Source organism: Limnovirga soli, assembly GCF_013106755.1.
In the GTDB taxonomy this organism is placed as follows: Bacteria; Bacteroidota; Bacteroidia; order Chitinophagales; family Chitinophagaceae; genus Limnovirga; species Limnovirga soli.
On record NZ_WHPF01000004.1, the window covers coordinates 152,388 to 173,294 of the forward strand.

At 33.9% G+C, this 20,907-nt stretch carries 10 protein-coding genes and 1 pseudogene; 10 read left to right on the forward strand and 1 reads right to left on the reverse strand.

Annotated elements, in window-relative coordinates; translation table 11 throughout:
* The first annotated feature begins 35 nt into the window (after positions 1–35).
* The 5 genes from GD597_RS06295 (at position 36) to GD597_RS06315 (ending at position 8,748) form a co-directional block, all read left to right on the forward strand.
* Complete coding sequence (locus GD597_RS06295; RefSeq protein WP_171606979.1) at positions 36–1,670, forward strand: carbamoyltransferase C-terminal domain-containing protein; 1,635 nt, start codon at positions 36–38, stop codon at positions 1,668–1,670.
* Positions 1,671–2,139: 469 nt separating this feature from the next.
* Complete coding sequence (locus GD597_RS06300; protein ID WP_171606980.1) at positions 2,140–3,594, forward strand: DUF3375 domain-containing protein; 1,455 nt, start codon at positions 2,140–2,142, stop codon at positions 3,592–3,594.
* Positions 3,591–4,160 carry a DUF4194 domain-containing protein gene (locus GD597_RS06305; protein WP_171606981.1) on the forward strand — a complete coding sequence of 190 codons (570 nt, stop codon included), beginning with the start codon at positions 3,591–3,593 and terminating at the stop codon, positions 4,158–4,160. Before GD597_RS06300 ends, GD597_RS06305 begins: the two co-directional genes overlap by 4 nt.
* Positions 4,157–7,558: an ATP-binding protein gene (locus tag GD597_RS06310; RefSeq protein WP_171606982.1), complete on the forward strand. Its 3,402-nt coding sequence runs from the start codon at positions 4,157–4,159 to the stop codon at positions 7,556–7,558. The genes GD597_RS06305 and GD597_RS06310 overlap by 4 nt, the downstream gene beginning before the upstream one ends.
* Positions 7,555–8,748: a Wadjet anti-phage system protein JetD domain-containing protein gene (locus tag GD597_RS06315; RefSeq protein ID WP_171606983.1), complete on the forward strand. Its 1,194-nt coding sequence runs from the start codon at positions 7,555–7,557 to the stop codon at positions 8,746–8,748. The genes GD597_RS06310 and GD597_RS06315 overlap by 4 nt, the downstream gene beginning before the upstream one ends.
* A 499-nt stretch (positions 8,749–9,247) precedes the next feature.
* Here the strand turns inward: GD597_RS06315 and GD597_RS06320 are convergent, their stop codons facing one another.
* Positions 9,248–9,574: a transposase gene (locus GD597_RS06320; RefSeq protein WP_171606984.1), complete on the reverse strand. Its 327-nt coding sequence runs from the start codon at positions 9,572–9,574 to the stop codon at positions 9,248–9,250.
* Between the two features lie 17 nt (positions 9,575–9,591).
* On the opposite strand from GD597_RS06320, the gene GD597_RS06325 reads away from it, so the two are divergent.
* The 5 genes and pseudogenes from GD597_RS06325 (at position 9,592) to GD597_RS06345 (ending at position 20,894) form a co-directional block, all read left to right on the forward strand.
* A complete protein-coding gene (locus tag GD597_RS06325) occupies positions 9,592–9,747 on the forward strand; it encodes a hypothetical protein (RefSeq protein WP_171606985.1) in 156 nt (51 codons plus the stop codon).
* Positions 9,744–10,796 carry a restriction endonuclease subunit S gene (locus GD597_RS06330; protein WP_171606986.1) on the forward strand — a complete coding sequence of 351 codons (1,053 nt, stop codon included), beginning with the start codon at positions 9,744–9,746 and terminating at the stop codon, positions 10,794–10,796. Before GD597_RS06325 ends, GD597_RS06330 begins: the two co-directional genes overlap by 4 nt.
* Positions 10,797–10,892: 96 nt before the next feature.
* Positions 10,893–16,496, forward strand: coding sequence for a hypothetical protein (locus GD597_RS06335; protein WP_171606987.1), 5,604 nt, complete (start codon positions 10,893–10,895; stop codon positions 16,494–16,496).
* Positions 16,474–17,736, forward strand: a complete 1,263-nt coding sequence (locus tag GD597_RS06340; protein WP_171606988.1) for a 5'-methylthioadenosine/S-adenosylhomocysteine nucleosidase family protein — start codon at positions 16,474–16,476, stop codon at positions 17,734–17,736. Before GD597_RS06335 ends, GD597_RS06340 begins: the two co-directional genes overlap by 23 nt.
* A pseudogene (locus GD597_RS06345) lies at positions 17,733–20,894 on the forward strand (type I restriction endonuclease subunit R). The gene GD597_RS06340 and the pseudogene GD597_RS06345 overlap by 4 nt, the downstream one beginning before the upstream one ends.
* Positions 20,895–20,907: the final 13 nt, after the last annotated feature.

A 20,907-nucleotide genomic window follows, 5' to 3' on the forward strand; every position in this document is an offset into this window, starting at 1 on the left:
GACAGGGCATTGAATGAATTTAAGAAATACAAAAAATGAAAATATTATCATATAACCCAGGCCATGATGGCACCTTGGCTTATCTTGTAGATGGTCGATTGGTAATCTCGATCGAGGCAGAAAAAGACTCACACTATCGACATTCACCTCTATCTATACTAGATGTACTTAGCATTTTTGGAGATATAGCAGAGCTGCCAGATATCCTCTGTAGAGGTGGATGGTGGCCTGGAAATAATAACTTAACAGAACAAAGACTAATTTCAGGATATTATGGCATAGGTAATGATGACATGGTAATTAGTCATGAACATCTATTCGGGAAAAAGGTACATTACTTCTCATCTTCACACGAACGTTCTCATATATTATGTGCTTTTGGGATGTCAAATTTTCCTAAAGGTACTCCCTGTTATGCTTTAATTTGGGAGGGAGTGTTTGGCTCGTTTTACGAAATAGATAACGAATTAAACATAACAAAGATTGCCGATGTAATGCCAGAACCAGGACATCGTTATGCATTGCTTTATGGTATAGCAGATCCAACTTTTGATAAAAGCGTTGCTGAATTTTCGAGATTGTCTGATGCAGGAAAGCTTATGGCTCTCGCTTCTTTTTCGAAACGAAATAAACCTACTAATGAAGAGGAAAAGTTAATTTTATTTCTAATGCAAGATTGTAAGCACCTTAAACCACTGCAATGTCAGACATTAAAAGATTATCGCCATTACAATATTGGATTAGATGATGTTGAATTTCGAAATTTTGCCGGAATTTTTAGTGATCGCATATTTGAACGCTTTTATCAATATGCTAAATTGAATTTGAAGCGTAACATGCCATTATTAATTGCCGGGGGATGTGGACTTAACTGTGATTGGAATACGAAATGGAAAGAGACTAATTTATTTTCAGAAGTTTTTGTGCCACCTGTAGCTAACGATTCTGGGTCGGCTATTGGAACTGCTATTGATGCTCAATTATATTTCACAGGTGACCCTAAGATAGAATGGAGTGTGTATTCTGGTCGTGAATTTGTAACCAATGGTTCATATGATGCAACCTTATTTGACGAGTATGAAGTCAGCTATGAAATGGTTTCTGAAATGTTGGCCAATAATTTAATTCTTGGATGGGTAAACGGAAAATACGAAATAGGCCCCCGTGCATTAGGAAATCGTTCAATTCTAGCAGAACCATTTCAAGATAGTACACGGGTACGATTGAATGAGATTAAGCAACGTGAACAGTTTCGCCCAATTGCACCGGTTTGTATGGCTGAAGACGCAGAAAAATTGTTTTCTTGCGATCGACCCAGTCCATTTATGTTGTATACAAAACTTGTTTCGACCGATAACCTAGCCGCAGTGACACATGTAAACGGAACTGCAAGGGTCCAAACCGTCTCTTCTGAAACTAATAATCACTTGTACAACCTGCTAATTGAATTTAAAAGGCTTACGGGTTTTGGTGTTTTATGCAATACTTCTTTAAACTTTAATGGAAAGGGATTCATAAACAATATTTCTGACCTTGCTGACTATACAGTTGAACATAAATTGGATGGTTTTGTAATTAAGGAACGATGCTACATGCTGAAATCTTCGCCGTATTATCATAAATATTTAACTATGAAAAATAGGAATAATGATCTTTTAATCCAGAGATAAAATTAATACACACAACAAAAGTATTTGCAAAAGCTGGGGCTTGACGGAAGTACAATCGGCGGCAAATCCAAACTTTTTTTCGGGCTGGAAAAGCAAACATCAACTTAAGTACAAAATTTCAACTTTTATTTTTTAATTTAGCAACAGTAGCGGGCAGAAGGAATATTAATATCCCATTTGCAGCAATACTTGGACGTTGTACATCATCCTAGACAACATCCTACCTAAATTCAAACTAACATGACTTTGCCGACACGACCCAACGCTATTTTTAGCACATTGCAAGGCACACAAAACCCCGACACAAAGCCAACCTTGCAAAGAGCTAAAAATGCCAACTCACAGCCCACCCACCCCGGCTGAAGGAATTCTTATCAGTTTTATACCAATACTTCCGCAAAGAGCATCATTCGCCAGGCCTAAAATAGCAGTCAATAATATTTATATTTGTTAGCGTAGTTATAATTCAATGACATTTAGCACAATATATCAGTTACTTAAAACTCATCGGACAGTTACCCTAATAACTGCCGACAGTGCTGCATTGATTATTAGTTTTCTTTTTAAGTCATTTAAACAAAATCCAAATGGGTTTAAATCAGAGACGATTTCTGAAAAGGATTTGATAGAACAGCTTTCAGACTACCTCTATATTCTTAATAAAGACGAAAATCAGTTTCCACGACAGCCGAAACAATATTTGACTGACTGGACTAACGCTGGTTACTTAAGGAAGTACCCAATAAAAAACGATGAGTTTCTTTATGAGCTGACTGCTGCAACCGAGAATGCTTTTAAGTGGATTGATAGTTTAGATAAAAGGGAGTTTGTTGGGCAAGAATCTCGTTTAAAAAACTTATTTGAAAGCCTTAAGGAACTTTCAACTAAATCTAAAAGGGATTATGCGAGTCGCTTAAAAGAATTAGAAGCAAAGAAAAAGCAAATTGAACAGGAGATTGAAGATTTGAAACATGGTAAAATGGAGGTACTTGACGAGAGACAGATTAAAGAGCAGTATTTCTTAATTGAGGAAACAGCCAAAAATCTGCTTGCAGATTTTAAGCAGGTAGAGCAAAATTTTCGAGACTTAGACAGACGATTTAGGCAAAAAATAATTACTACAAACTTAGCAAAAGGAAAAGTTCTGGAAGACCTTTTTCAACAGCAAAGTAATCTGTTAGAAGAAGACCAAGGGAAAAGTTTCAATGCATTTTGGGAGTTTCTCCTTTCTCAATCTAAGCAAGACGAATTTGAAAAGATGCTGAATGAAGTATTGAGTCTTCCCGCAGTGCAGGAAGTTCAACGTGAAAGTTTCAGTATAGCTAATGTTAGAAACGATTTGATTGAGGCAGGCGATAAAACAAAACGTTCAACTAATTCTTTACTTGAGCAGCTAAGAAAATACCTTGAGCATAAATCTTTTACCGAGAATAAGAGAATCTACGACAATATTCAAGAAGCTTTAAGGATAATTACGATAAACACTGATAAAGATTTCAGTAAACTTGACTGGTTAGTATTGGACAATGTAATTGATATTAATTTGATTTTAGGGCATGGTTGGGAAATTAGAGGGTTCAAGCCGCCAGAGAAAATCAAATTTGCCAATAATAACCTCGAAGAAGGCAAAAACACAAACGATAACAACCAGTTGTATAACCAATTTGAGATTAGTGTTGCAGAATTGAAAAACAATATCAAAACGGCTCTTAAAAACAAATCTCACATTGCTTTCTCTGATTTTGTAAAAGAGTTTGAAATAAGTAAAGGTGTAGCGGAAATAGTCGCATATGTTGAAATTGCATCAACTGAAAAAAGTCGACACATTGTCAAAAACGATGCATATGACTTTATTGAAATGAAAAATTCTAAAACTAATAAGAACTTCAAAGTGAAAGTTCCTCAAATTGTTTTTTGCAAATGATTAAACAATATTCACACATATTAGTTGCTTTACTTAAAGGGATAGTTTACAGTCATCAGGAAAAAGTATGGGATGAACTACTTAAGCCTGAAAATGAATCTGATGTTAAAAGGTATTTTGCTGACATTAATCTTGAACTAATAATTGATAAATCTGAAGGATATGCCTACTTGAAGCAAAAACAAAGTGAAGAGGAAGATGAGGAAGCACCAAAGCTTATTGAAAGGCGACAACTCAATTTTCATGTTTCCCTTTTGTGTTTACTCCTTCGCAAGCACTTAATAGAGAATGATAGAGAAGGTGAATCAACAAAAGCAATTCTAACCAGAGACGAAATAATTCAATTAGTAAAACCCTTTTATAGAGAAACAACCAATGAGGCAAATCAGCAGAAGCAGATTGAAGCGGCAATGAAAAGAGTAATTGAAGAGGGATTTTTACGAAAAATGAAAACAGAAGAAGAACAATATGAGATAAACAGAATTATCAAGGCATTTGTAAACGCTGACGTTGTAAAAGATGCTTTAGATAAACTTCAAAACTATGCCAACCAATATTCAGAATGAGTGAATTAGAGTTTAATATTGATAATACAAAAACAGGCTTCCGACTTCATTCGGTTGAACTGCTTAATTGGGGAACCTTTCACAACAAAATATGGAAGATAGAACCGCATGGGAATAATTCTCTTTTAACAGGCGATGTTGGTTCAGGAAAGTCTACACTAGTAGATGCCTTGACCTGTTTAATTGTACCGCACTATAAGATAAGCTTTAATAAAGCTGCTGGTGCAGAAAAAAACGAAAGAAGTTTACTTACTTATATAAAAGGCGAATACAAGAATACAAAAAACGATGATAACGATTCAAGAGAAAAAGCTGTTTCACTTCGTTATAACAATCAAAGTGATTCAACTTTTAGTGTAATTGTTGCCAACTTCACAAATGAAGGTTATAGAGAATCAGTTTCATTGGCACAGGTTTTTTGGATTGAAAATGACAAGCCACAAAAATTTTTAATTATTAGGGAAAAGTTCTCTCTTTCAATAAAAGAAAACTTTTCAAATATTGAAGATGCAAAGGAGTTAAGGAAGCGAATGAAAGACCTTCCAAATACCGAGATATTTGACGATAACTTTTCAAAGTATAGCCAGCGATTTCGTCATTTATTTGGGATGCAAACAGACAAAGCAATTGATTTGTTTTATCAAACAGTTTCAATGAAGTCAGTTAGCAGCTTAACTTTTTTTGTAAGAGAGCAAATGCTCGAAAGAACAGAAATTAAATCCCAAATTGAAGATTTAAAGAAACGTTTTGATGATTTGAACAAAGCATACGAAGCAGTTCAATTAGCACGGCGACAGAAGGAAACTCTTGAACCACTAGTTGACTTCTGCAAAAGTTTCAGAGAGTTTGAAGAAAGGATTCAGGATATTGATAATATTGTAAGTGCAGTACCAAGTTATTTTGCTTCAAAAAAAATCTCGTTACTTGAAGATGAAATTGGTGATTGCGAAAGAAAGCTGCTTCAAATTACAGGACAACTATCAAGCATTGAGGAATTGCTCAACACTAAACGAGATAATTTAAATCAGATTAAGCAAAACATAAGAAGTAATGGAGGAGAAAGATTAGAAAAAATTGCAGAAGAAATTCAGGCAAAAGAAAAATTGGCGGAGAACAAAAAAGGAAAACACAAAGAATATTCAGAATTGACTTCGCTTTGCGAATTGGAAACGGCAAATACCGATAAAACATTTTTCAAAAATAAGAAAAACGCAGAAGAAAAAGTAGAAGCATTAAAAACAAGACAAGATGAAATCCTTTCTGAAATAGGAAAAATCGCAGGAGCTAAATCAACAGTTGAAGAATACATACAAGCGGAATCTAGAGAGTTGGAATCCTTGAAGCAAAGAGAAAATCAAATCCCTTTAGAGTTTTTAAATATTCGTGGGCAATTATCTGATGCGTTAGAGATAGACGAAGAAGAAATTCCATTTGCAGGAGAGTTGCTACGAGTAAACGAACACGAAGAAGATTGGGAAGGTGCATTGGAAAGGTTATTGAGAGGTTTTGGTGTTAGCTTGTTAGTTCCTGAAAAGCATTACAGTCAAATCAGTAACTACATCAATCAAAAAAGATTGATAGACAATAGAAACAAAGGAATGAGGTTTGAATATTTCAAAGTTCCTTATTCCTTCAAGCAATCCAAGTATGCCGAAGTTGATATTGATTCGGTTGTATATAAGATTGAAATTAAGTCCGACAGCCCTTTTGAAAGTTGGTTAGAAAATGAGCTTCAAAAACGATTCAACTTGCGTTGTGTTTCACTCGACGAGTTCCAAAGATTGTCAAGTGATGTAATTACTAAGGAAGGTCAATATAAAGTTGGCAATCAAAGACACATTAAAGACGACAGGCGTGATTTGTGGGATAGAAGAAATTTTGTTTTAGGTTGGAGTAATCAAGAAAAGATCAAAGCAGTTGAAAAGCACTTGAACCAATTGCGAATTAGTTTCAAAGAATTTGAGGATAAAGAAAAAGATTTAAAAACAGAGAATAAGAACAACAGCATTATTCAAAATAAACTTTCACAACTTCTTGGTTACAAAAATTGGTTTGAGTTAAATTGGAAGGATGAAATAGAAGCTATTACAAAACTTGAGAATGAGAGAAATGAACTACAAGACAGTAATAACATTCTAAAAACCTTACAAGAAAAATTAATTGTTGTTCAAAGTGAAATAACTGAACAAGAGAAGCTACAAAAAGAAAAGTTAGGAGATGAAAGAAGTTTAAAAGATAAAGTCAAAGAGTATGGCGATGAAGTAACTGAATGTACGTCAACTGTAAATACCCTTCTTCAAGGAGAGAAGGAAAAATTCTATCCCAAAATAGAACAGGAAATAAAAGACATTACCTACACAATAAAGAACATAGATAAAGTTAGAGATAATCTTGTAAGAGAACTCAACGAAGAACGAAAAAGAGTTTCAGGAAGACAAAATACAGTAAGAGATAAAATTATTCAGAAGATGAGGGAGTACAAAGATAAGTTCCCTTCCGATTCGCTTGAACTATCTGATGACATTGAAGCAAGAGGGGAATACTTGTACAAACTCGAAAAGATTATAAATGAAGGATTGCCAGTACATGAGGCAACACTTAAAACAATGTTGAATAAAAACACAATTGATGACATTGTTGCTTTTGATAATAAACTTGACATTCACGAAAAAGAAATCAGAATCAAAATAAAAAACATTAATGAGCATTTAAGAGAAATTGAATTTAATAAGGGCACTTATATTGAGTTGATTGCCGACAGAAACAGAGACCAAGAGATAAAAATTTTTAAAGAGGATTTGAAGGCATGTTACAGTAATATTTTAGATACGAACGATGCTTACACAGAAAACAGATTTAATGATGTTCAAAAAATTCTCAACAGGTTTAGGAGTAACGAGAATAAGGATATCGACTGGACAAACAAAGTGACTGATGTAAGAAATTGGTTTGATTTCAACGCAAGTGAAAGATACTTTGTAGACAATTCAGAAAAGGAGTTTTACGCTGGGAGCTCAGGCAAATCAGGTGGACAAAAGGAGAAGCTAGCTTATACAATTATTGCTTCAGCATTGGCTTATCAATTCGGTTTAAAAATTGGAGAACCAAAAAGTAAATCATTCCGTTTTGCAGTAATTGATGAAGCGTTTGGAAAAGGAAGTGATTCGAGTGCTGAATATGGACTTGAACTTTTTAAAAAATTAAATTTGCAATTACTAATTGTTACACCTCTTCAAAAGATTCACGTCATTGAAAATTATATTAGCTCAGTTAACTATGTGTCGAATACAGAAGGAAACAATTCAGAAATTCAAAACTTGACAATTGAGGAATATAAAGACAAGAAATTTCTTTATAATACAAATAGCAAAATTGAAGTTGTAGAAGCAAAAGAATGATAACACCAAAAGATATAAAAGAGCATTGTATTAAATGGTGGAAAGAGATCTTACTTTCTTCTGTGGATTCTGCCCCTTGTTTTCCAAGGGAAATTAACAGAATTGGCAAAGTTGGTTCAAAAGATATTTTGAGCAAGCTTTCTGTCTATAAAGAATCTATTGAATTGCTTCGAAATAACTCAAAGGCAATCAAAAAGCATGGTTATAGCTTAATCTTAAGCGAAAAACTTTTCGATAAAATTGGACGACAATCAGTTCCTGAAAAAATTTCAATTGACAGTATTGAGGATTATTTAAAAATTACAGACAAGGAAAAGGAATATAATGTTTTCTTGAAAAATCTGTCACTTATCAAAACTGAATTACCTCGGCTTATTGAGTGGGTTAAATTGAATCCAACAAAACTCGTCGAACATAATACTTGGGCTGATACATTAAAAGTTTGTCAGTTTTTTTTGGAAACACCATTACCGAATATGTATATACGGCAATTGCCAATTGACATACATACCAAGTATATTTTGGAAAACAAAAGTATTATTCAACCCCTATTAGACTTTCTAATTCCTGAATACCTGAATAAAGATGAGACTAAGTTTGAACTCCGTTACAGTCTTAAATATTCCGAGCCACTTATTCGTATTCGATTTTTAGATACATCCCTTTCACCAATTTATAATGCTACTGATATTTCATTGACTCTTTCAGAGTTCAGAAACATCAAAACGGATTGCGTCAATATTTTTGTTGCAGAGAATATAATGAATTTCCTAACTCTACCCTATTTGTCAAAGACCATTGCAATTTGGAGTGGTGGAGGCTTTAGTGTCAGCTATCTGAGAGACATTGACTGGATTAAAAGAAAACAGTTTTTTTATTGGGGCGATTTGGATGCACAAGGTTTTCAAATACTCAATCAGTTCAGAAAATATTTCCAGAATACAGTTGCCGTTATGATGGATGAAGAAACTCTTTCAAGTTTTAAGAGTGCATCCGGGACACCAGCATCAAATCAAAATTTACAACAGCTGACTGATAAAGAATTAAAGCTTTACAATTATTTGAGGCAAAACAATATTCGTTTAGAGCAAGAAAAAATCACTCAGACATTTTCTGAGAAAAGTATATATGAATTATACAATAAAATGAAATTACCCAATCAAATAGACAATCATATTCACAAAACCTGACAGCCAACGCACCAAGTCAGGCACATTTGCAAGGCACACAATGCCGACACACAAAGCCAACCTTGCAAAAGAGCCTGCCTTGTTCCTATGCTTCCTGGACAGACCCTACTTCGTTAGACACACACTTTCAGTTCAAGTCACCAAGACGAAGGGCGAACATACAACATGGGGTTTGCCAAAATGGGGGCAGACGTAAGCCGTGTTTCAACTTTTGTTTTTCAATTTGGCTTCATATCCAGCTTGATGTTAGTAATTTGGCTTTAGAATATGTCATCAACTTATTATCTTTATTCAGCAACAGTTAGCCGGGGCGGACGAAATCCTATTTCCCCCACTTCGTAAAGCCCTGTTCGTCAGACTGTGAAAAAACTTAAAAACATAGAAAAAGAGCCTTTAATTTTTTCACCTAAAGCTAATATCAACACTTTTAGGCAGCTTTTAAAAATCGAAGGGAATATTTGATCAGAAAAAAGGAGGGCTTATTTTCGCTGTAAATTGCTTAGATCTGTTCTTTTTTAAAAGGGCCTAATACTTTGGTATAATCTGGTTGCCAGTTTTTGATTGTTTGCAACGTTTTTTCAAATCTAAGTATGTTTTTGGTTCGCATAAAATTGTAGCAAAACATAATCAGGTTCATTTCCCCGTTAACTTTTTGCAATCCTTTTAATAGTGTATGCGTATAACCCCAATGCCTTTTAATACTACTAAAAGGATGTTCGCATATTGCCTGTCTTCGTTTATAATATTGTGGGTTTTGTTTGATAATGTTGTTGTTGATGTCTACCGCATTCTGGTATTCACTGCGATGAATAATTCGTTTGGGCAACTTGGTAATATATTGGTTTGCCAGATGACGAAGATGATTTTGATTTTGCTGAAAGAATAGATAACCTAAAGAAAGAAATAAAAGAACAAATGCACCAAGAAGTAAAACTAAATCAGACTATTCAAAAAAATTTTGAAAAGATTGTTATGACAGAAACTGCACAAGTACAATGAATAATTGGAAAGAATATAAATTTTCTGACTTTGTTTTTATTAACCCCACTATTAAGCTAAAAGGGGGAGAAAAATATTCATTTGTTGAAATGAAGGATTTAGATAACATTCAAAAGTATTGTGAGCCTAAAGTTGAAAGAATAATGACAGGAGGCGCAAGATTTCAAAATCATGATACACTTTTTGCACGAATCACTCCTTGTTTAGAGAATGGGAAAATTTGTCAGGTAAGAAATCTAAGAAACAATATAGGTTTTGGTTCGACAGGGTTCCTTGTATTCAGAAATAGGGATGGTATTTCAGATTCCGATTTTATTTTTTATTTATCACGCTGGGATGATGTACGAAATTTTGCGGAAATAAATCTTGACGGTACATCTGGTAGGCAGAGAGTTTCAAAAGAAGCATTCAATAACCTTTATCTTGAATTGCCTCCTCTTATTGAGCAAAAAGCAATTGCTGAGATATTAAATAGTTTCGATTCAAAAATTGACCTATTGCATAGCAATAATCAAACCTTGCAAGATTACGCAGAAACCATTTTTAGGCAATGGTTTAAAGAGCAAGCAGGCACATGGCAGAAGGGTACAATTGAAGATGAGTTTGATTTCATTATGGGACAGTCTCCAGCAGGCTCATCTCTTAATGAAACGGGACAAGGAGTATTATTTTTTCAAGGGAACGCTGATTTTGATTTTAGATTTCCCAAGGCGAGAGTTTATACAACAGCACCAAACCGTATGGCAAAAAAGAATGACATACTAGTAAGCGTAAGAGCACCAGTAGGAGATTTAAATATGGCTATAAATAATTGTTATATTGGAAGAGGCGTGGCGACATTTAGGTACAAGCATAATAATGATTATTACTCTTATACTTTTTATAAAATCAATTCTTTGTTAGCGCCTATTAAACAATTCGAAGATAATGGAACTGTCTTCGGTTCAATCGGTAAAGATGATTTTAAAAAACTTGAAAATGTTATTCCTCCTAAAAACCTAATCGAGAAATTTCAAAGGGCCATAAATCCAATTGATGAAAAGTTTTAAATAACACCTTGCAAATTAATAACCTCAGAAAACTCCGGGATACATATTTATCTAAACTTATGAGCAGAGAAGCAAAAGTAAAAATGTAAAATCAATATGCCAGATACAAGACACATAATTGAGTTCGGTCCCAAATTTTGCCAAGCGCAATTTGATTTTGTGTTGAGGGAAGATGTAGCTTATAAAGATTCAGAAGGTAACCCACGAAAAATAAGTCATTGGAAAAGGAGTTTTTCCCCGGATGTTACAGAGGTGGTTTTTGATTTGACGCTTACTGAATGGGTATCAGCCGAAGAAATAGCTTTTTTATTTGCATGGATTAGAAATATAAAAGAGTCCGGCAAAAAGCTAAAAGTAAATCTCCCATTCAGGAACAATATTGAAAACTATCTCAGCAAACCTAAACTACAGCAAGTAGCTACAATTTATAAAAATTCAGATGGTAGTTTATACAAAGATAGTGAAGAAAAAATTGAGAGGCGTCGCCGTAGTTCAGCTTTCCTTATGTCCGTTTATGGCCTTTTTACAAGAACGGGGTTAGAAGATAGTGACTTTGTAAATATGGCTGACCCTAAAACCTATTTTAAAGAGTCTGAAAGATTAAGAGAGAATATTCATCAAATTATACCTTTTACACCCTTCGACCTTTCAGCTAACAGGCAACACATAAAGTACGACACTCACTTTCATGATGTAATCAATAATAATTTAGATGCTCAGGCGAAGACAGGAAACATCTTTGAATTGCAAAACAATATTCAGCAAATATTAAAACAATATGCTTGTTACACTCCATTTGAAAGTAAAATATTAAGCAATGTTGTTACGCAAGAACTATATATAAATTCATTACAGCATTCGTTTGAAAACCCAAAAGATGAAAACCTTATACATGAGTGCTACATAACCGCATTTCTCTCTAATAAGTGGAAATATCCTGGAAGCAAAAAGTTTATTCCTTCTTTTTTAGATGAAAAACTTCCCGAAACTCTAGACTTTTATAAAGATAAAGGCAAGATATTGTCGACAATAAATGCTTCCCTAAAACAGCCAAAGCATAAAAACATTGAATCAAGAGAAGCGGATTTAGAGAGTTTTAATGAATTTAAAAACAGCTCATTTCTTGAATATACTTTTCTCGATTTTGGAGAAGGGATCCATAATTCACTTGAAGTTGAATTTAAAAAGGTAACTGGTGAGGATAAAAAGGGAGGTGAAGAAGCCGTAAATCAATTGTTAAGTAATCCGGATTTATCTGATGGTTTTAAGGCAGCCAATAAGCACTCGCAAATGCTTGAGTACGCTTTTTTGATGGATACATCAAAAAATCCCTTAGACAAAACTATAGAATATTATGAGCTAGTCCCACGGGGCTTATATTTCCTGATTGATATGGTTAGGCGATATAAAGGTTTACTAATTGCAAGAAGTGGAAATGGAAAATTAATTTATGATTTTTCAGACCGCATATTTATTGAAAATAAAGGCGATAAACCTGTTGCAAAAATAAAAAGCACTTATAAAATTAGAGATGCTGTAAAATTTGGTAAGAGCAAAGATTCCGCTTTCTATCCGGGAACTATTTATACAATTGTTTTACCTGAAAAATTGCCGGAAGAAAAACCAAACGACAATACTGTAATTCCTGCGGTTCGATTAGATACAGAAATACTTTCAAATTACGCATACAGTTTAACTGATAAACTTTTTATACCCGCTGAGCACCCAAAGGAAAAATTTTACCCCAACGAATTTGAATATGTTAGTATTCTGTTTCTATATAACAGTATTATAGAGCAATTAAAACAGGAAGAAAATGAAATCCATGTAAAAGATATTTACAACAGGCTTTTCTATGAAATAAATAAAGTTCTTGACCAACACAAGAATAATAACTGCATAATATTTTTTGACTTTGCAGGTTTGAGAACCGGGAATGCGTCGTGGATTAAAATATTGTACTATTTAATTCTTACTCCTAAAGTAAATGAAGTTACAAAAGCAATAATTGTAAATCTGCCATCAGATGAGGATAAAATAATAAAAGATTTAAAAGAGAATTATGTGTATTTTGACATAGTTGGCATAAAAAGAAAGATAAAGATTCCCGAGCCATATTTATATAAACCAATCCCTTGCATAAATTTTAAAATTGATGCAAAAGATGATGAGGATTTAGTTGAATGGGTTGGCCTAAAAGAAAGTAGCGATGAAAAATTGTTAACACAGCTTTTGATTGGTAAAAACCATGATAACTATCCTTCCGAAAGATTCACCAACCCGAAAAATACAGAAGGTAGCCTTTTTGTAAAATCAAATGATAGAGTCTATCCAACTTATACAGGCATCAGTAATTTAAGAGAACGCTTCCTTGAAAAACAGGAAATAGCTACTACAGCTTTTTTGAAGCAATACATTGAGAGTGGTTATGATGAAACTTCTCAGAATGAAAATTTTGTTTATCTGGCTTCGAATGGCGGCTATCAGTTCCAATATCTTTCATTATATGAATTGCTGCACGATAAATATGTAGCAAGATATTTTGCGAAATCTCTTCTTGATAATTATTGTTACTATGTATATAGAAACACTTCTTTGGGTAAAGAGTTAACAGACTATAGATTTTCAAAGATAATTACAGTTACAGTTAGTAGTCAATTGATAGGGGTTGCAATTCGAGATTTAATTGAGGAGGATGATAATTACTCTTTTTTAAGAAAGGAGTATAAAGGTGCTGGTGGTTCAGACTCTGCTCCCGATTTGATAATGTTGTCAAGCTATTATTCATTTGAAACCGAAAAACCTTTCGACAAAATAGAAGGTAGTGACAGGATTTTAATAGTAAATGATGTTATTTCAACTGGTAGTCTTGTTAAAAAACTTTTGTTTAAGCTCGATACGATAAAGAAAGTTGCAGTTAATGCTGTTTTCTCAATTGCGGATACGAGAATACCCAATGAGGATATCGATATTAAAATAGAAATGCCTTCGGAGTTTTTTGGAACTGATGAGGAACGTTTTTTTACTCTTGCATCTTATGACGATGGTGTTGTTTTGAGAAAATTTAAAGGTCCTTATAGAGGTATAGCTGAAAAAAAGAGAATAAATCCGTTGTTAAATACAATTGTTGAACTGAAAGCTGAACATGGGGAACAAAACAAGATATTATATCCTGATTCGTCGGTATTAATTAATGATACGAATATTTATTCCTCTTTCTTTAAAATTGGCCACTTTCAACAAAATCTAACACATAATGGCTATTTGACTGACATGCGAACTTTATTTGCATCTGATAAAGGTCTGTACATAATAAAACTGCTAAAAGAAGCAATAGAAGATAAGCATAAGAAAGGAGCGACCAACCACGCAAAGGAAAATCTGGTTATTCGAATCGTAAGTATTCAAAACCAATTGCAATCAATTGAAAATATATTGGAAGGTGACACTCATCATGGTCAAATTGAGAAAATATCAACCGAGCTTTTATCTCTCAAAGAAAACATGATTAATGATACAGAAATACATTCTAAAAGAAACGTTTTTAATCCTGACTTTATATTTTATCCTGTTTTCTCGGGTATTGAAAAAATCAGCCATTTTGAGCTAAGTAACATTTTTAATACCCACCCTGATAATATAATTGGACTACAAAGATTTGATACACCTAAGGGCTGGAGATTTCCTTTTCCTGCAAAAAGATTTAATGAATTAACCAAAAACAAATCAGTATTGATTATTGATTCCGGCTCGTTAACTGGGGAGTCGCTTGTTCAATTAATAGACAATATAGGATTTCTTGACGTCAAAGAAATTGTCGTGTTATCAGTTATTACGAGAATTGAGGATTTCTATAGAGAGTTTTATTCAAGGCTTAAATCATTAAAAGTTAAGCGTCTTAAAGGGAAGAAAGAAAAGAGAGAGTTAGCTAATACAATTCGAGATAATAAATTTGGGGAAGAAAGAATTGTGCCCATAGAAGTTTTATTTGGTATTAATCTGCATATTCCGGTTTATTCTCCAGGTGTTTCTTGCCCTTTTTGTAGCGAAGTAAGCTATTTAAAAAGTGTTAGTACCAGAACACACATTGTTAACCCTCCTAAAGATGTAAACCGTTATATACAAAAAAGGATAAAAGACTTAAAAATACTTGTTACATCGAAAGACACTTTGGAGAATATTTCCTATTTACCCAGGATTAAACAGACCAATGAAATTGACACAAAAGGTATTTTTAATACCCGGGATATTATTGGAAAGATTGATAGCTATAGGTTTTACCCAGAATATTTTGAAGCTTTTAAAACCTTATTGGCAAGAATAAATAGCGAAGAAGTATGGTATCTGAAAGATGAAAATAAAAAAGAAGTTGAACTAATATTAATCTGTATTCTGCATGAGCCGAATTTAGTTGACCTCATAATTAATATGTTCAGTGAACTTGGCCAACATCTCAAAAAGTATTTGAGTATTATAATTGATAAAGGGGATTTATTCGAAACTAATTATAACTGGAATAAATCATCGTTGATTCAGCTTTTTTTAATGATTAATAGCCAGGAATTTTTAGATGTAGAATGGTTTGAAAAGCTTGTAGCTTATTCTGATGACGATGCGTTGCAACTTATCCAATTCAAAATATGGGATATGCTCTATGCGAAAGGTAATAGTGCCCAAAGCAAAACCGTTACAGAAAAGCTATTACTTGACTTTGAAAAGAGACATCAGGTTATAAAGAGAAGCGATGATAAGGTAGAGGAGGAAAGTGTGAAAATAATAAAAATACTTACAGATTACTATAAGCAACAAAATTTACATGAAGAAGAACTACTTACAACAGCGTTTTATAACTTAAAGAAATTTTATTTGAATGGGAAGTATCAAGGCAGACATTTTTTATTAACTGAAAAATTAAATAAGTTATTTGAATATGCTTCCAGTACAAAACCAAGCTTACATGTAATTAGGGAAGCTTTGCAGCAAGTACTCAGTCTAGTGGAAAGTGATATAAAACCTAACATTGAAAAAATAATCACTGACGAAAATATAGGCAAGTACTATAAATTAATAGAGACGACTTTAGGAGAGAAAAGGCCTGGTGTCCTATTTTATACTACGGAACTGGAATCCATTAATGAATTTTTGCAAAACCAATTGCAGACTGAACTATCAAGCTTGAATAAGGAAATTACAACTGTAAAAAGAATTAGTAGAGAGTTAGTTAAAAATATTTTAAAGGAGGATAATGATAGAATAGGATTTTTCAAATTATGTAACCAATACCCTTGTTCTGTTTTTGATTCTTTACAACATATAGCAGATAAAAATCCAGCAATTGAAATATATCCTGAATTAGCGAGTCAAAAAGGTGGTAACGTGATGGTTGCAATCCATACTGAGATATTCGAGAAAATGATGGAAGAAATTATTGGAAACGCATCACGAATTTGTGATGGGACTTTGAAAGTTCAAATTACTTATGAACTTTTTGATACAGGAATAAAGATTCGAATAGAACAAAACCATCCTTTTGTTGTGGAGGGCAAATTAAAAGAAGGGGGATTAACTCATAATGTTAGATATTTTGCTGAAAAATTTGGAGGCTCTTGTATTGACAATGCTGAAGAAAGTTTAGCTATAGGGAATAATTTCGTTATTACTTTAAATCTACTACGCCATGGATTCAAAATCGAAGATTAATATTGTCGTTATTGCAAAGGCAAATTCAGACAAGGATGCAGCATTTTATGAACTGCTTTTAAAGCATGATTCTTTCATGAGAAGCAAGGCATATGTATATATGGTTTCTTCAGTTGACGATTTTGCAAATCTACTGGGCAACGTTAGAATTGATTTCAGCTTTATTCTTTTTATTCACAAAGGTAATAGGGCTTCAAATCCTTCATCCGATGGTAATAGTATTGTAAAGAGTCTTAAAAAATTGCTTTACTATGATAAACTAGCTTACTATATGCTTTCCAGGGATGCAGTCGGGCAAGATATTGATGCTATGGATTTTCTGGATGAGGAATATAAATATGACCAGTTTATCCTGAATAATGTAGGGGCTTTACTTGAAATTGAGGAGAAGGATGCAGGGATAAATAAAATTGAACATTTTGATTTTGCCATATTAACAGCACTCGACAAAGATGAGAATGATGTTTTCAGAGCAAATCTTCAGGAAGAGTCACAAACTATCATTGATTTACAAACTGTAAAAGGAGCATTTAAAAAGCACTCTAGCTTCAATGATTATAAGGACAACTTCATTGTTGCCAAACAGCAAGAAATGGGAATGGTTGACGCTGCATTCTCTTCATCAAAACTCGTTCATAATTATAAACTCGATTATCTTATAATGAGTGGAGTTTGCGGGGGAAGAAAATCAAAAGTAAAAATGTTTGATATAATAATACCTAAGAAGGTTTATGATTTTTCATTTGGTTCTTTAGAAGATGGCAAATTCCTTCAAAGGGACTTGGATGCCAAAATTGACGATAAACTTATCAGCTACCTTAATACAACTGAGAGAATTAAAAAAATAAAGGCAGGTATGCTCGCTTTAGTTGATACACTGAATAATACATGGGAGCCCTATGTAAGAAATGTAGAAATTCATTTTGATGTAATGGCTTGTGGTCCTTGGGTGGTAAAAACCGAAGACTTTCTGGAAACTTTGAGTCAAGAAAAAAACAATTTAATTCGTGGTCTCGAAATGGAAAGTTATAGTATAGGTCGGGCATATGAATTATTTCAAGATAATAATCTCAAAACATTGGTAGTAAAATCAGTAATGGATTATACTGATACAAAAAAGGGTGATGAGTTTAATGGTGTCCCTGTAAATAAATTAGCTGGTTATATGAGCTACCTATGCGTAAGAGCAATTATGCCAATGCTAATAGAGTATCGAGACCAATTTCATAAACAAAAATGACCAAAATAGCTGAATCCCATATAGAAGAACTTGCAATAGCTGAAATAGAATCACTCGGCTGGCAATATTTTTATGGTCCACAAATAGCATTTGATGGAGAGTTTCCGGAAAGAGATAATTTCCAGGATATTATTTTAAAAGAACGGCTAAGGCAGGCAATTGCAAGAATCAATGTTGATGTGCCATATCCTGCCCAGGATGAAGCATTACAAAAAGTGCTAAGAATTGGCACTTCAGACTTATTGAAAAGCAACGAAGATTTTCATAATTATCTTGTGAATGGAGTGGATGTAGAATATGATTCTGAAAATGGAACAAGTGGAGATAAAGTTTTTTTGCTTGACTTTTGTCCCGGGGGTACAGGAAATGAATTTCTTTGTGTAAACCAGTTTACAATTATTGAAAGCAATAAAAATAAACGACCAGATATAATTCTTTTCATCAATGGTATTCCTTTAATAATGATTGAACTAAAAAATCCAGGAGACGAAAAGGCTACAGTAAAAAAAGCGTATACACAATTCATGAATTACAAAGATGCAATTCCATCTTTATTTTATTATAATGCTCTGCTTCTAGCCACTGATGGTTTGGAAGCGAAAACTGGTACACTAACTTCTGCCTTTACCCGTTTTATGGCAAGGAAAACGAAAGACGGTAAAAGGGAAGCATCTCATTTGGAAAGCCAGATGATAACTCTTATTGTTGGCATGTTGAATAAAGAAACTGTTATCGACTTGCTCAGGCATTTTATTGTATTTGAAAAAACAACTAAAGAAGACCTTGCAACAAAACAAATTTTTGTAGATACCGAAAAAAAGGTAGCGGCATATCATCAATATTATGCGGTAAACAAAGCTATACAATCGTCAATAATTGCATCAGAAGAATATGGTAATAGAAAAGCAGGCGTAATATGGCATACACAAGGAAGTGGCAAATCACTTTCCATGGTTTTTTATGCGGTTAAACTGGTATTACAACTGGATAATCCAACTGTGGTTGTAATCACTGATAGAAACGATTTAGACGACCAATTGTTCGACACCTTTGCCGTCTGCCGGCAGTTGTTAAGACAAGACCCATCCCAAGCTGAAAATAGAGAAGATTTAAAGTCAAAATTAAAAGTAGCAGGGGGTGGGATTGTATTTACCACAGTCCAAAAATTCTTTCCTGAAGGTGAAGAAGAAAAATTTCCACTTTTAAGTGACCGGAAAAATATTATTGTAATTGCAGATGAAGCACATCGAACGCAATATGGTTTTGAAGCTAAAGACACCTATGTAAAGGACAATGAGGGTAATGAAATTGGTACAAAAACAAGCTATGGCTTTGCGAAGCACATGAGGGATGCTTTGCCTGGTGCAACCTACATCGGCTTTACTGGAACACCTGTTGAGCTAACAGACCGAAATACAAAAACTGTCTTTGGCGACTACATTGACATTTACGATATACAACAGGCGGTAGATGATGGAGCAACGGTTCGTATTTATTACGAAAGCAGATTGGCACAAGTACATTTATTAGAAGAAAAAAAAGACAATATAGATGATGAACTGAATATTCTTGCTGAAGATGCAGCCGAATATGCGGTAAACAACGCCAAAGCTAAATGGACACGGATTGAAGCCATTGTTGGGCAAACAAATCGTTTGGAAGCAGTTGCAAAAGATATAGTCCAGCATTTTGAAACAAGGCAGCAGGTATTTGAGGGAAAGGCAATGATTGTAGCGATGAGTAGAAGAATTGCTGTATCTCTTTTTAATGAAATTATTAAACTCAAACCAGATTGGCATAATGCAGATGATGACAAAGGTTTTATAAAAGTAATCATGACGGGCTCTTCCTCCGACCCGAAAAATTTTCAGCCACATATTCGTAATAAGGAAAAACGAAAGGCAATTGGGGAAAGATTGAAGGAACCTAAAGATAGTTTGCAAATTGTTATTGTAAGGGATATGTGGCTTACTGGTTTTGATGCTCCATGTTTAAATACTTTGTATGTGGATAAACCAATGAAAGGCCACAGTTTGATGCAGGCTATTGCAAGGGTTAACAGGGTTTATAAAGACAAGCCTGGGGGGCTGATTGTTGACTACATTGGTATTGCCCAGGATTTAAGAAAAGCTTTAGCTGTTTATACAGAAAGTGGGGGAGCAGGTAAACCTACTTTGGATATTGATGAAGCAATTAATGCAATGATGGAAAAGTTAGAGGTTGTCCGGCAAATCATGCATGGCTATGATTATTCAACTTATTTCACTGCTCCATTATAAGAAAAACTAAGTATTATCCTTACTTCCGAAGAGCATGTTATTTGAGTAAAAGAAGGGAAAGAAAGATTCATTAGAGAGGTAACCCTTCTTTCTAAAGTATTTGCTTTATCGAAATCTTCACCCGAAGCAGAAATTATTGCAGCAGAAGTTTCTTTCTTTCAGGCTGTAAAGGCAAGATTACCAAAATTTGAAAGTAGTGGTTCAGGAAGAAGTGATGAAGATATAGAAACAGCCATCAGGCAGTTAGTAGATAAAGCAATAGTATCTGAAGGTGTAATTGATATATTTGATGCAGCCGGTATTAAGAAGCCGGATATTTCAATTTTAAGTGATGACTTCCTTGAAGAAATAAAAGGAATGAAACACAAAAATCTTGCGTTGGAATTACTTAGAAAAATCTTGAATGATGAATTAAAAACCCGGTCAAAATTTAATCTCATTCAAAGTAAGAAGCTGTCTCAGATGTTAGAAAATGCTATCAAAAAATATCAAAATAATTTACTCACAGCAGCAGAAATCATAAGCGAATTAATCGCAATAGCAAAAGATGTTAGGGCATCCGACAAGAGAGGAGAACAACTCCATCTTTCAGTTGATGAATTGGCATTTTATGATGCGATTTGTGATAATGGTTCTGCAAAAGAATTTAAAAAAGATGATGCATTGAGAGATATAGCAAAAATTCTGGTTGATAGAGTTAGAGCGAATACTTCAATTGATTGGCAGATAAAGGAAAATGTTAGGGCTAAACTTCGTGTAATTGTCCGCAGGGTTCTTAGAGAATACGGTTATCCGCCTGATAAACAAGAACAGGCTGTTCAGACTGTATTGCAACAGGCAGAAATGCTTGCCGATATTTGGGCAAAGGGCGAAGAATAACTAACACTTAATG